The organism is Chromobacterium sinusclupearum (assembly GCF_002902845.1).
Classification (GTDB): domain Bacteria; phylum Pseudomonadota; class Gammaproteobacteria; order Burkholderiales; family Chromobacteriaceae; genus Chromobacterium; species Chromobacterium sinusclupearum.
This window is the reverse complement of the sequence record NZ_PPTF01000073.1, coordinates 417751-430859: the sequence shown is the minus strand read 5'-3', so window position 1 is coordinate 430859 and position 13109 is coordinate 417751. Positions and strand designations below refer to the sequence as shown.

Here is a 13109-nt window from a genome sequence, read left to right as displayed (position 1 = left end):
CTCAAGCCGGTCAGGCCGCGCGGTAGTGGCTGACTTCGCGGTAGCGGCGCGCGTACAGGCCAAACAGCCCCGCCGCCAGTAGCGCGATCGCGGCGAAGAAGAACATCAGGAAGGCCTCCAGGCTCAGGCCGCTGGCCGCCACGGTGCTCTTCATCGCGGCGCTGGCCACGCCGGCGTTGATCAGCAGCACCCACAGGTTGCCGACGGTGGTGGACAGGCCCCAGAAGCTCATCAGCGTACCCTTCATCGACAGCGGCGCCTGGCTATAGGCAAACTCCAGGCCCGTGGCCGAAACCAGCACCTCGCCCATGGTCAGCAGCGCGTAGGGCAGGATCTGCCAGGCGATGGACAGGGCGTTGCCGCCGTCAATCTGCAGCTGCATCATGCCCACCACAATCCAGGCCAGCGCGCTGAATACGATGCCGGCGGTCATGCGGCGCAGCGCGGTCGGCTCCAGGCCGAAGCGGCGCAGCGCCGGGTACAACACCAGATTGTTGAACGGGATCAGCAGCATCACCAGCGCCGGGTTCAGCGCCTGCATCTGCGACGGCGCGAACCATTCCGGCTTGCTCATGAAGCCGGCCTGGATCACCCAGGTGGAGGCTTTCTGGTCGAACAGCGACCAGAACGGCGTCACCAGCGAGAAGATGATCAGGATGCGCAGCACCGAGCGCACGCCTTCTATCGCCTCTTCCGGATGCAGCGTTCGCACCGCTTCCAGCTGCCAGCGGGCGGCCAAGCTGGCGCCGGCCATCACCAATACGAAGGCCAGGCAGAAGCCGGCCACCAGGCCCAGTTCCAGATTGAAGCTGCACCACGCGGCCAGCGCCACGCTGGCGGCGAATAGCCAGCCGCCGCGGCGGCCGTTGGCCGGCGTCAGGATGGCCGACTTCACCACCTGCCAGAACGAATGCGGATCCTTGGGCGCGGGCGGCAGGATCACGTAATGCTTGCGGCCCAGCCAGAAGATGACCAGCGCGATGAACATCAGCACGCCGGGGATGCCGAAAGCCACCGACGGGCCGTAGGACTTCAGGAAGATAGGCATCAACAGCGAGGCGAACAGCGAGCCGAAATTGATGATCCAGTAGAAGGAATCAAACACGATCTTGGCCAGATGCTTGTTCGACTCATCAAACTGATCGCCGCAAAACGACGACACGCAGGGCTTGATGCCGCCGGAGCCGATGGCGATCAGCGCCAGGCCGGCGTAGAAGCCGTTCAGGTTGTTCTCGAACAGCGCCAGACAGGCGTGGCCCACGCAATACAGCGCGCTGAAGATGATGATGGTGTTGTACTTGCCCCAGAGGCGGTCGGCCAGCCAGCCGCCCAAGAGCGGGAAGAAATACACCCCGATCATGAAGTTGTGGAAGATGTGCTTGGCCTCGCCGGCGCGCATGTCTTCCGGCAGATACAGCAGCAGCGAGGTGGTGAGGAAGGCGGTGAGGATGTTGCGCATGCCGTAGAAGCTGAAGCGCTCGCAGCCTTCGTTGCCGATAATGTAGGCGATCTGGCGCGGCATGGCGCCGCTGCCGGCAGGCGCCTGCGTCGTGACGGTGGTCATGGGACGGTCTCTCCCGAGTCGGTTGAACGTGCAAGGCCCCGGACACGCCGGGGCATCATTGTTGTGCGGACCATGATAACGGCGGCGTGGCGGGCTTCTGGTGGGAATCTGGTAAACGGCAGTTACAAAATTCTGCTGTTTTGCCGTTGAGCGGCCACAATGGGATTTGGCATGGAGGGGAAGATGAAAATGGCCGTATGTAGCTGGCTGATGGCGGCAAGTTTGCTGACGTTCATCGTCTATTGGCGCGACAAACGCGCCGCGCGGACCGGGGCTTGGCGCACGCCGGAGGCGACGCTGTTGCTGCTGGGCCTGGCGGGAGGCTGGCCTGGCGCTTGGTTGGCCCGGCACGGCTTGAGGCACAAGACGCGCAAGCAGCCGTTCCGCGCGCTGTTCTGGTTCAGCGTATTGGCCAATCTGGCGCTATCGTGGTGGCTCTGGCGCGCATTGGCCTAACCCATGGCATCAGCGCCAACCATAATGCGGACCGTAGTAGTACGCCGGCGTTACCGGCACCACCACGGCCGGCCGCACCACAACCGGCGCGACGCGCGGCGGCTCCACCACGCAGCCGCTGAGGCTGCCTATCAGGGCGATGGCCAGTATCCAAGTCCTCATTTTCACGCTCTCCCGAATCGACAGATAGGGCAAAAAAACTGTCCTGCTGAAACCAGCATACGGACCAATCTTTCCAGTAAGATTGAGCAAGTCTTTCCCTTTCCCCTCAGCGATTAACAGATATTGTCCATGCGCTATTGGCTGATGAAGTCCGAACCGGACGAAACCTCGATCGACCACCTGGCTGCCGAACCGCAGCGCGGGTTTGAGTGGACGGGCGTTCGCAATTACCAGGCGCGCAACTTCATGCGCGATGAGATGCAGCCCGGCGATCAAGTGCTGTTCTGGCACTCGTCCTGCCCGGAGCCGGGCATCGCCGGTCTGGCCGAAGTGGCCGCGCCGGCGCATCCGGACTCCAGCCAGTTCGACCCCGAAAGCCCCTATTACGACCCCAAATCCGACCCAGCCCAGCCGCGCTGGCTGTGCGTGGACGTGCGTTTCGTCAAGAAGACGCGGCTGGTGTCCCCGGGCGAGCTGCGCCAGCACCCGCCGCTGGAAGGCATGACCGTGCTCAAGCGCGGCAACCGCCTGTCCATCACGCCGGTGACGGCGGAGGAGTGGGACTATCTGATGCGCGAGGTGTTGTGATGCTGACGCTGCCCTTGATCGCCGCGCTGCTGGCCTGCGGCGCGATGGCTGGTTTCATGGCGGGGCTGCTGGGCGTGGGCGGCGGGCTGATCATCGTGCCGGCGCTGGGCTGGGCCCTGGCGGCGGGGCATCTGGGCGGCGCGCATGCGCAGCATTTGGCGGTAGGCACTTCGCTGGCGGTGATGGTGTTCACCAGCGCGTCCAGCGTGCGCGCCCACCATCGCAAGGGCGCGGTGGATTGGCGCATCGTGCGCGGCATGGCGCCGGCCATGGTGGTGGGCACGCTGCTGGGCAGCCTGATCGCCGGCTGGATTTCCGGCGCGGCGTTGAAATGGTTTTTCGTGATCTATGCCTACGCGGTGGCGGCGCAGATGCTGATCGGCAAGCAGCCCAAGGGCGGGCGCGAGATTCCGGGGCCTGCCGGGCAGGGCGCCGCAGGCGGCTTCATCGGCATGGTTTCCAGCTGGGTGGGCATAGGCGGCGGCTCGATGAGCGTGCCGTTCATGACTTGGTGCAATGTGCCGGTGCATACCGCCATCGGCACCAGCGCGGCGCTGGGCTGGCCCATCGCCATCTCCGGCGCGGCCGGCTATCTGATCAGCGGCTGGCGGGCGGAGGGGCTGCCGTGGGGCAGCGCCGGTTTTGTCTATCTGCCGGCCATGCTGGCGCTGATGCTGATGACGGTGTTGCTGGCGCCGCTGGGCGCGCGGGCGGCGCACCGGCTGCCGGTGCCGCGGCTGAAGAAGGTGTTTGCCTTGCTGATGGCGACGATGGCCAGCGAGATGCTGTATCGCCTGCTGCTCGGCTGAGCGCCGGCAACCTTGTCCGCCGGTCTGTGGTCGAACCCGTTTGACCAGGATGAAAGGACGACGCGTGTTTCAATATGCGATTGTGTGTGCGGCGGCGCTGCTGTCGGCCGCGCCGATGGCTTTCGCTTACAGCGACGAGGCCAGGCTGCCTGTCGTCGGCAAGCCGGGGGAGCTGCCGCTGGAAGTGGCGTTGCGCTTCGCCAAGAACCGGCTGGGCGAGGACGGCCGTTTCGAGTACGCCGCGCTGAAGGCGATCCAGACCAGCAAGCCGGAAGCGTTCGACCAGGCAAGCATCACGCTGATCCGCGAGGGACTGATGGACGACAGCGTCAAAGGCGTGCGCCAGCGCTTCGAGCTCAGCCGCGAGGAGAATGTCTGGACGCTGCGCGCGGTGAAGGAAGACTTCTCTTGCCGGCGCGGGCGCAAGGGCTGGGGGCTCCAGCCCTGTCCTTGAGGCGGCATGCGCCAAGCAATTGTTTTTTGGGTCTTATCGCCGATGCGAAGACGCCGTTATAATGGGGCAATCATTTTGCGGACGGGCTGACCGGATGCATGCGCGCAGATCGCGCTCCGGGCAGCCCGCCTTTTGTATTTCAGAGTCCAGACAAAGATCGCCATGCAAGAACAATACAGCCCGAGCGCGGTGGAAGCCGCCGCCCAACAGAAATGGCAGAAGACTGCCGCCTTCAAGGCCGTGGAAGACGCGTCGCGTCCCAAGTACTACGCGCTGTCGATGTTCCCGTACCCGTCCGGCAAGCTGCACATGGGCCATGTGCGCAACTACACCATCACCGACGTGCTGGCCCGCTTCAAGCGCCTGCAGGGTTTCAACGTGCTGCAGCCCATGGGTTGGGACGCCTTCGGCCTGCCGGCCGAGAACGCGGCGATGAAAAACGGCGGCGCGCCGGCGGCGTGGACTTACGCCAACATCGAATACATGAAGAAGCAGCTGGACAGCCTGGGCTTCGCCCTGGACTGGGAGCGCGAGCTGGCCACCTGCAAGCCGGACTACTACCGCTGGGAGCAGTGGCTGTTCACCCGCCTGTTCGAGAAGGGCGTGATCTACAAGAAGAACGGCGTGGTCAACTGGGACCCGGTGGACCAGACCGTGCTGGCCAACGAGCAAGTGGTGGACGGCCGCGGCTGGCGCTCCGGTGCGCTGGTGGAAAAACGCGAAATCCCGATGTACTACTTCCGCATCACCGACTACGCCGAGCAGCTGCTGGCGGACCTGGACAAGCTGGACGGCTGGCCGGAGCAGGTCAAGACCATGCAGCGCAACTGGATCGGCAAGAGCTTCGGTTCCGACGTGGTGTTCCCGTACGACGAGGCCAGCATCGGCCATAAGGGCGAACTGAAGGTCTACACCACGCGTCCGGACACGTTGATGGGCGCCACCTACGTCGCCGTCGCCGCCGAACACCCGCTGGCCACCCAAGCCGCGGCCGGCCATGCCGAGCTGCAGGCCTTCATCGCCGAATGCAAGGCCGGCTCCGTCGCCGAGGCCGACATGGCCAAGATGGAAAAGAAGGGCATGGACACCGGCCTGTTCGTGATCCACCCGCTGACCGGCGACAAGCTGCCGGTATGGGTGGCCAATTACGTGCTGTGGGGCTACGGCGAAGGCGCGGTGATGGCCGTGCCGGCGCACGACGAGCGCGACTTCGAGTTCGCCAACAAATACAAGCTGCCGATCAAGCAAGTGATCGCGCTGGCATCCGGCGACGGCGAGTACGACGCCGCCAATTGGCAGGAGTGGTACGGCGCCAAGGATGACACCGTGAAGACGGTCCATTCCGGCAAGTACGACGGTCTGGGCTACCAGGCCGCCTTCGACGCCATCATCGGCGACCTGCAAGCCAAGAACCTGGGACAGAAGAAAACCCAGTACCGCCTGCGCGATTGGGGCATCAGCCGCCAGCGCTACTGGGGCTGCCCGATTCCCATCATCCACTGCGCCAGCTGCGGCGACGTGCCGGTGCCGGAAAAAGACCTGCCGGTGACGCTGCCGGAAAACGTGATTCCGGACGGCGCCGGCTCCCCGCTGGCCAAGATGCCGGAATTCTACGAAACCACCTGCCCGAAGTGCGGCGGCGCGGCCAAGCGCGAGACCGACACCATGGACACCTTCGTGGAGTCCAGCTGGTACTACGCGCGCTACGCTTCGCCGAAGTGCGACACCGCGATGGTGGACAAAAAAGCGGCCGATTACTGGCTGCAGGTCGACCAATACGTCGGCGGCATCGAACACGCCATCCTGCACCTGCTGTACGCGCGCTTCTTCCACAAGCTGATGCGCGACGAAGGCCTGGTGTCGTCGGACGAGCCGTTCAAGAGCCTGCTGACTCAGGGCATGGTGGTGTGCGAAACCTTCTATCGCGACCTGCCCAACGGCACCAAGGACTGGATCGCGCCGCAGGACGTCATCCTGGAACGCGACGCCAAGGGCAAGATCATCGCCGCCAAGCACCGCGTGGACGGCCAGCCGGTGGTGGTGGGCGGCATCGAGAAGATGTCCAAGTCCAAGAACAACGGCGTGGACCCGCAGGAGTTCATCGAGAAATACGGCGCCGACACCGCGCGTCTGTTCATGATGTTCGCCGCGCCGCCGGAGCAGAGCCTGGAGTGGTCCGATGCCGGCGTGGAAGGCGCGTTCCGCTTCCTGAAGCGCCTGTGGAAAACCGCGCGCGAGCACGTCGAAGCCGGCGTAGTGGCGCCGTACAGCGCGGGCGAGCTGAACGCCAGCCAGAAGGAGCTGCGCTTCAAGCTGCACAGCACCATCCAGAAAGTGGCCGACGACTACGACCGCCGCCAGCAGTTCAACACCGCCATCGCCGCGGTGATGGAGCTCTTGAACGCGTACGACAAGGCCGATACCGCCGGCGACATCGGCCGCGCCGTGGCGCAGGAAGTGCTGGAAGCCGTCACGCTGCTGCTGTCGCCCATCGTGCCGCACGTCTGCGACGGCATCTGGAACGCGCTGAAGCCGGGCACCGAGCTGCTGGCGCAAGCCTGGCCCAAGGTGGACGAGGCCGCGCTGGTGAAGAGCGAGATCGAGCTGATGGTGCAGGTGTGCGGCAAGCTGCGCGGCAGCGTCACCGTGGCCGCCGACGCCGCCAAGGACGCGATCGAAGCCGCCGCGCTGGCGCATGAGAACGTGCAGAAGTTCATGGAAGGCAAGCCGGCCAAGAAGATCATCGTGGTGCCGGGCCGTCTGGTGAACATCGTCGTTTAATCCTATCCTGACGCGCGGCGCGGGGCAGCCTGGCTGTCCCGCGCCGTTTTGACTGGCGGCCATCCGCCATGGGGGAAAACATGAAACACACGCTGCAACTGGCCCTGTTCGCCGGCTTCGCCTTGCTGCTGACCGCCTGCGGCTTCCATCTGCGCGGCCTGGGGGGAACGATGAAGCCGCTGCCGTTCTCCACGCTGTATCTGGAGGCCGGCGGCAAGTCGATCGAGTCTGACCTGCGCACCGTGCTGGCGCGCCAGCCCAAGCTGGCCGTGCTGGACCAGGCCAAGGGCGCGCAAGCGGTGCTCAGCGTGGTGGGCGAGAACCAGTCCAAGGACATTCTCACCATCAATACTGGCGGCCGCATCAACGAGTATCAGCTGACCTACACCGTCACGGTGCGCGTGGTGCTGAACGGCGTGCCGGTGGAGCCCGACATGACGGCGACGGTGCGTCGCAGCATGAACTACTCGGATAACCAGGTGCTGGGCAAACAACAGGAAGAAGACCTGTTGTGGACCGATGCGCGGCGCGACGCGGCCGAGCAGATCGTGCGCCGCCTGGCGTATCTGAAAGTGCCGGCAGCCGGTCCGGCCGGCGCGCAAAGCGTGAAGCCCGATGCCGTCACTCAGCCCTGACGCGCTGAACGCGGCGTTGGCCAAGGGGCTGGCGCCGCTGTATCTGGTGCATGGCGAGGAAGCCCTGCTGGCGCTGGAAGCGGCCGACGCCGTGCGCCAGGCGGCCCAGGCCGCGGGCTATCTGGAGCGCGAGGTGCTGACGGTGGAGGCTGGTTTCGACTGGTCTCAGCTGACGGATTCCATGTCCAGCGTGTCGCTGTTCGCTTCGTTGAAGCTGCTGGAAATCCGCATTCCCGGCGGCAAGCCCGGCACGGAAGGCGCGGAGGCCTTGCAGCGCTTGGCCGCCCAGCCGCCGCAGGACACCATTACCCTGATCACCTTGCCCAAGCTGGACAAGGCGCAGCAGCAGAGCAAATGGTTTGCCGCCCTGGACAAGGTTGCCATGGCGGTGGAGGCGCGTCTGGTGAGCCGCGCCGAGCTGCCGGCCTGGATTTCGCGCCGGCTCAAGGCGCAAGGCCAGCAGCTGGGCGCGGAGGCGCTGGAGTTCTTTGTCGAGCGGGTGGAGGGCAATCTGTTGGCCGCCCGCCAGGAAGTGGACAAGCTGGCGCTGTTGTATCCGAAGGGCGAGCTGAGCCTGGCCGACCTGCAGGCCGCTGTGGCCAATGTCGCCCGCTTCGACGTGTTCCAGTTGTCCGAGGCCTGGCTGTCCGGCGACACGCCGCGCCTGCTGCGCATGCTGGATGGCTTGATGGCCGAAGGCGAAGCGCCGGTGCTGGTGTTGTGGTCGCTGGCGGAGGATGTGCGCATGCTGTTGAAGCTGCGCCAGGGCCTGAAGGACGGCCGCCAGCTGCGCGACATGGCGCGCGAGCTCAGGCTGTGGGGCGAGAAGCAAAAACTGGCCGAGCCGGCGCTGCGCCGCATCGGCCCGCGCAAGCTGATGGACGCCTTGTCCGAATGCGCGCGCATCGACCGCCAGATCAAGGGCGTGGAGCCGGGCGAGCCTTGGCAGACCATGCGGGCGTTGGCGACCCGGCTGGCCGCCTGAGCCGATGTCCATCATCAAGACGGGCCGCAGATGCGGCCCGTTTTTTACGCACTGGCGAGGCGCATGCCTCGAGCGGCGCGAGCATGCAGTACTCCAAGCGTAGCCAGCAAAGTCAAGCCGGCCAGCGCCGCGGCGAGTAGGCTGAGCCGCGCCAACGATCCGCCTTGATCCAGCAGCCAGCCGGCCAGCCAGGCCCCCAGCGCGTTGCCCAGATTGAAGGCGCCGACATTGAAGGTGGAGGCGCGGGCGGCGGCCGGCCCCGCCAGGCGGATGACCAGCGCCTGCAACAACATGCACAAGGCAAACGCCATGCTTCCCCATGTCGCCATCAGCAGCAGGGCCAGGCCTAGCCACTCGGCGAGCAGATAAAAGCCGAGCAGGCTGGCGCATAGCAGCAGCAACGTCAGTACCAGGCCGCGGCTCAGGTTCCAGTCGGTCAAGCGGCCGCCCAGCCACCCCCCCAACACCAAACCCATTCCGCACAACAGCAAGACCGGGCTGGCGTATGCCTGCGGCAAGCCGCTGATCTGGTTCAACACGGGCAGCAGATAGGTGAAAAAGGCAAACATGCTGCTGGCGGCGAGCACACTGCATAACAGCGCGAACCAAACCACGCCCGGCAAGCGCGGTGGTTTGGCAGCGCTTGCCGGGCTGCCGGACTGTGCCGGGACCTGCCTGCCAATCAGCAACAGCGTGACGATGCCGAGCGCCATCACCGCGGCGAAGGATGCGCGCCAGCCGCTGACTTGACCAATCAGCGTGCCGGCCGGCACCCCCAGCACATTGGCCAGGGTCATACCGGAAAACATCAGCGCCATCGCCCGCCCGGCCATGCCGGGCGGAGCCAGCCGCGCCGCCATCACCGCGGCCGTGCCGATGAAGCTGGCGTGGCAAAACGCGGTCAGCACCCGCGCTAGCAATAAAGGCATCAGGCTGGGCGCGAGCAGGCAGGCGAGATTGCCGGCGACGAAAATCGACATCAAGCCCATCAGCGCGCGTTTTTCCTCCAAACGGGCGATAAAACTGGCCAATACCGGTCCGCCCGCCACGACGCCCAAAGCATAGGCCGATACCAGATAGCCGGCGCGGGACAGCGGGATGTGCAGATCGGCCGCCATGATGGGCAGCAGACCCATGATGATGAATTCGGCGGTGCCGATGGCAAAGGCGGCGACGGCCAGCGTCAACAGGGCGGGGCTAAGTAAGCGGGGGGAAGACATGGCGAGTCCTATCAATGATGGGATGCGCTAGCCTAAACACCGCATGACGCAGGAAACAGGTGGCCAGCCCTCCAGACTGTCCGGAGCCATTTGTCATGAATGGCGCTACACTGCCCGCAATGGAAAGGAGGACGCGGTGTTGGCTTCATTGAGTGATTTATCGGTTTTCATCGCGGTGGCGGAGCAAGGCAGCTTTGTCGGCGCGGGAAGGCTGCTGGGGGTTTCCGCGTCCGCGGTGGGTAAGCGCATCAGCCGCTTGGAAGGGGAAATGGGCATGCGCTTATTGCAGCGCAGCACTCGCGCGCTGGCCCTGACTGCGGAAGGAGAAACGGTATTGCGCCGCGGCCGGAGCATGCTGGCCGAGGCTGAAGCGATGCGCGCGGAGCTGGAGCGCGCCAGCCGCCTGCCGGGAGGCGTATTGCGGCTCAGCCTGCCGCCTATCGGCGGCGTGCTGATCGAGCCTCTGGCGGCGTTCCAGCTGCGCTACCCCGATATCGCGTTGGAGCTGGATTACAGCGAGCGCAATGTCGACCTGATCGAGGAGGGCTTCGATGCGGCGATCCGGGTTGGCGAGGAGGACGACGGCAAGTTGCGCAGCCTGCTACTGCCGGGGTTTCGCCGGTTGATCGTGGCCGCGCCGAGCTACCTGGCGCGCTATGGCTGCCCTGCTCATCCCGAGCAGTTGGCGCAACATCGGCTGATCCACTACCGCTCGCCCAATAGCGGCAAACTGGAAAGCTGGCCCTTGGTCGATGAGGATCTGCCGCGCGCGCTGGTGTGCAATAGCGTGCATGCGCGGCTGGAGTTTGTTCTGCAAGGGCAAGGCATTGCTTGTCTGCCGGACGTTTCCATCCGCCGCGAGCTGGATGCCGGCAGCTTGCTGCCGCTCCTGCGCAGCGAGGAGGGAGAAAGGGCGCCCTTGCGATTATTGTGGCCATCCTCGCGCGGAGTTTCGGCCAGGCTGGCGGTGTTTCTGGACTTCATGCGGCAGCAGGCTGCATCAGTCTGTGCATAAGTTTTGGTTTGTCCTTTCTTTGTGGATAAGTTGGCGTTCGCCTTTGATGGAAAATCTCAGAACCAGGCTCCATCTGGCTTGCTAGTCTTAAAGCGATTAAGAAAATCAGTTAAGCGTCCGACGAGAGGCAGAACCAGGATAGTCGTCGGACGCGAGACAAAGGGGGATGCATGGCCGGTTTGAGCGGTTGGGCCCGAGGACGCTTCCACTATGCCTGGATCGTCATTGCCGTCACCTTTCTGGTGATGCTGATCACCGCGGCCATCCGCGCCGCGCCCAGCGTGATGATGGTCCCGCTGGAGCGGGAGTTCGGCTGGAGCCGCTCGATGATTTCCTCGGCGCTGGCCATCAATTTGGCGCTGTTCGGCCTGATGGGGCCGTTTGCGGCGGCGGCAATGCTGCGCTTCGGCTTGCGTCGCACCGTGCTCAGCGCGCTGGCGTTGCTGGCAGTCAGCGTGGCCTTGTCCAGCCAGATGCGCAGCAACTGGCAGCTGCAGCTGTTATGGGGGCTGATGGTCGGCTGCGCTACCGGCGCTACGGCGATGACGCTGGGCGCCTCAGTGGTCAATCGCTGGTTTGTCCAGCATCGCGGACTGGCGATGGGTTTGCTGACCGCCAGCTCCGCCACGGGGCAGCTGGTGTTTCTGCCGCTGATGGCGTGGTTGACTGGCGAGCACGGCTGGCGCGGCACCATCTGGCTGATTGCCGGCTGCATTGTCTGCGTATTCCCGCTGGTGTGGTGGCTATTGCCGGAACGGCCGAGCAGCATAGGGCTGAGGCCGCTGGGCGAGCCGGACAACACGCCGCCGCCTGCCGCGACGCATCACAATCCCATCCGCATTGCCTTCGGCGCGCTGCATACGGCCAGCCGTTCCGGCGATTTCTGGCTGCTGTTCGCCAGCTTCTTTGTGTGCGGCGCCAGCACTAACGGCTATATCGGCACCCACTTCATCGCCATGTGCGGCGACTACGGCCTGACGCCGGTACGCGGCGCCAGTTTGCTGGCGGCGATGGGCATGTTCGACTTGCTCGGCACCACGCTGTCCGGCTGGTTGTCCGACCGTTTCGCGCCGCAAGCCTTGCTGTTCTTTTACTACGGGCTGCGCGGCTTGGCATTGCTGTATCTGCCGCAGGCCTTCGGCCTGGAATATTTTTACGGCCTGCCCTTGTTCACCATGTTTTACGGCCTGGACTGGGTGGCGACGGTGCCGCCCACGGTGAAGCTGACTACCGGGGTATTCGGCAGCGAGCAGGCGCCGGTGGTGTTTGGCTGGATCGTCGCGGGCCACCAACTGGGTGCGGCCTTCGCCGCGCTGGGTGCCGGCATGCTGCGCAACAGCCTGGGCAGCTATACGGTGGCGACGATGATTTCCGGCGGCTTGTGCCTGGTTGCCGCGGTGCTGGTGTTGCGTATTGGTCGCTGGCGTGCCATCGCCGCGCCGGGACGCGCCTGACGACGGCAAGCTGCAAGCAGGGTGGGCTACTCGCGGTGATACGGATGGTTGTTGAGTATGGAGTAGGCGCGGTAGATCTGTTCGGCCAGCATCACCCGCACCATGCCGTGCGGCAGGGTCATGGCGGACAATTGCAGCAGCACGTCGGCGCGCTGTTTCAGTTCGGTCGATAGGCCGTCGGCGCCGCCGATGACGAACACCACGTCGTCGCCGCCAGCCATCCATTCCTTCAGGCCCTCCGCCAGCTTGACTGAGGTCCAGTTCTTGCCGCGCTCGTCCATCACCACCAACCGCGCGCGCGGCGGGATGGCGGCCATCAGCCGCTCGTGTTCGGCGGCGATGCCTTTTTCGGCGGTGACGCCGCCGCCGCGTTTCTCCGGCTTGATCTCTTTCAATTCCAGCGTGATGTCGCGGCCGAAGCGCTTGGCGTAGTCGGAATAGGCTTCATCGACCCAGCGCGGCATCTTGGTGCCGACGGCGAGTATGGTGATTTTCATCGGGAAGGGCTTGTGCGGAAGGGGAAACAAGGGCGGGCATGATGCCCGCCCGGAGGGTCAGCTTAGACGGCAGACCACGGCTTGGCCGCGCCGACGGCGAAGCTGGGCTTCTGGCCGCCCCACAGCGCTTCGATGTCGTAGTAGTCGCGCACGGCGGGCAGCATCACATGCACCACCACGTCGCCGGCGTCCACCAGCACCCATTCGCCGCTTTCGTGGCCTTCGCTGCCGACGATGTCCACGCCGGCTTCCTTCAGTTTCACTTGCACGCTGTTGGCCAGCGCCTTCACCTGGCGGTTGGAATCGCCGGTGGCGACGATCATGCGCTGGAACAGCGAGGTGAGTTTGCTGGTATCCAGCTCGATGATGTCCTTGCCCTTGATGTCTTCCAGGGCTTCGATAGCCAGTTTGCTGATTTCTTGAATTTCCATAAGTCCTTTTCCTGTGCCGGTACTTAGCAGGCACAGGCCGGCAAGAGGTACCAAAAAG

The 13109-nt window shown here is 64.8% G+C and carries 14 protein-coding genes; 9 read left to right on the top strand and 5 right to left on the bottom strand.

Annotated features, from left to right (window positions below):
* Window positions 1-10: 10 nt before the first annotated feature.
* Window positions 11-1564 carry a POT-type proton-dependent oligopeptide transporter gene (locus C2134_RS17740; protein WP_103321408.1) on the bottom strand — a complete coding sequence of 518 codons (1554 nt, stop codon included), beginning with the start codon at window positions 1562-1564 and terminating at the stop codon, window positions 11-13.
* Between the two features lie 183 nt (window positions 1565-1747).
* Between C2134_RS17740 and C2134_RS17735 the strand changes: the two genes are divergently transcribed.
* Entirely contained in the window at window positions 1748-2020 is a 273-nt protein-coding gene (locus tag C2134_RS17735) for a DUF1294 domain-containing protein (RefSeq protein WP_103321407.1), read from the top strand.
* A gap of 9 nt (window positions 2021-2029) precedes the next feature.
* On the opposite strand, the gene C2134_RS21595 is transcribed toward C2134_RS17735, so the two are convergent.
* On the bottom strand, window positions 2030-2182 hold the full coding sequence (locus C2134_RS21595) for a hypothetical protein (RefSeq protein ID WP_158248804.1): 153 nt from the start codon (window positions 2180-2182) through the stop codon (window positions 2030-2032).
* Window positions 2183-2311: 129 nt separating this feature from the next.
* Between C2134_RS21595 and C2134_RS17730 the strand changes: the two genes are divergently transcribed.
* The 6 genes from C2134_RS17730 to holA all read left to right on the top strand — a co-directional run bounded on the left by C2134_RS17730 (window position 2312) and on the right by holA (window position 8434).
* Entirely contained in the window at window positions 2312-2770 is a 459-nt protein-coding gene (locus C2134_RS17730) for an EVE domain-containing protein (protein WP_103321443.1), read from the top strand.
* Window positions 2770-3579 (top strand): sulfite exporter TauE/SafE family protein, encoded by an 810-nt coding sequence (locus C2134_RS17725; protein ID WP_103321406.1) that lies wholly within the window; start codon window positions 2770-2772, stop codon window positions 3577-3579. The genes C2134_RS17730 and C2134_RS17725 overlap by 1 nt, the downstream gene beginning before the upstream one ends.
* Window positions 3580-3643: 64 nt before the next feature.
* Window positions 3644-4033, top strand: a complete 390-nt coding sequence (locus C2134_RS17720; protein WP_103321405.1) for a hypothetical protein — start codon at window positions 3644-3646, stop codon at window positions 4031-4033.
* 162 nt (window positions 4034-4195) lie between these two features.
* Entirely contained in the window at window positions 4196-6814 is a 2619-nt protein-coding gene (leuS, locus tag C2134_RS17715; protein WP_103321404.1) for a leucine--tRNA ligase, read from the top strand.
* An 80-nt stretch (window positions 6815-6894) separates the two neighbouring features.
* A complete protein-coding gene (locus C2134_RS17710; protein WP_103321403.1) occupies window positions 6895-7449 on the top strand; it encodes an LPS-assembly lipoprotein LptE in 555 nt (184 codons plus the stop codon).
* Window positions 7430-8434: a DNA polymerase III subunit delta gene (holA, locus tag C2134_RS17705; protein WP_103321402.1), complete on the top strand. Its 1005-nt coding sequence runs from the start codon at window positions 7430-7432 to the stop codon at window positions 8432-8434. Before C2134_RS17710 ends, holA begins: the two co-directional genes overlap by 20 nt.
* Before the next feature lie 44 nt (window positions 8435-8478).
* Here the strand turns inward: holA and C2134_RS17700 are convergent, their stop codons facing one another.
* Window positions 8479-9654 carry an MFS transporter gene (locus tag C2134_RS17700; RefSeq protein WP_103321401.1) on the bottom strand — a complete coding sequence of 392 codons (1176 nt, stop codon included), beginning with the start codon at window positions 9652-9654 and terminating at the stop codon, window positions 8479-8481.
* A 139-nt stretch (window positions 9655-9793) separates the two neighbouring features.
* On the opposite strand from C2134_RS17700, the gene C2134_RS17695 reads away from it, so the two are divergent.
* Both C2134_RS17695 and C2134_RS17690 read left to right on the top strand, forming a co-directional pair.
* Entirely contained in the window at window positions 9794-10669 is an 876-nt protein-coding gene (locus C2134_RS17695; protein WP_103321442.1) for a LysR family transcriptional regulator, read from the top strand.
* Window positions 10670-10839: 170 nt separating this feature from the next.
* A complete protein-coding gene (locus C2134_RS17690) occupies window positions 10840-12123 on the top strand; it encodes an MFS transporter (protein ID WP_103321400.1) in 1284 nt (427 codons plus the stop codon).
* A 26-nt stretch (window positions 12124-12149) separates the two neighbouring features.
* Here C2134_RS17690 and rlmH read toward each other — a convergent pair whose 3' ends face one another.
* Both rlmH and rsfS read right to left on the bottom strand, forming a co-directional pair.
* Window positions 12150-12620, bottom strand: coding sequence for a 23S rRNA (pseudouridine(1915)-N(3))-methyltransferase RlmH (gene rlmH, locus C2134_RS17685; protein WP_103321399.1), 471 nt, complete (start codon window positions 12618-12620; stop codon window positions 12150-12152).
* A 62-nt stretch (window positions 12621-12682) separates the two neighbouring features.
* The gene (rsfS, locus tag C2134_RS17680; protein WP_011134073.1) at window positions 12683-13051 is read right to left on the bottom strand and encodes a ribosome silencing factor; all 369 of its coding nucleotides are present in this window, start codon (window positions 13049-13051) and stop codon (window positions 12683-12685) included.
* Window positions 13052-13109: the final 58 nt, after the last annotated feature.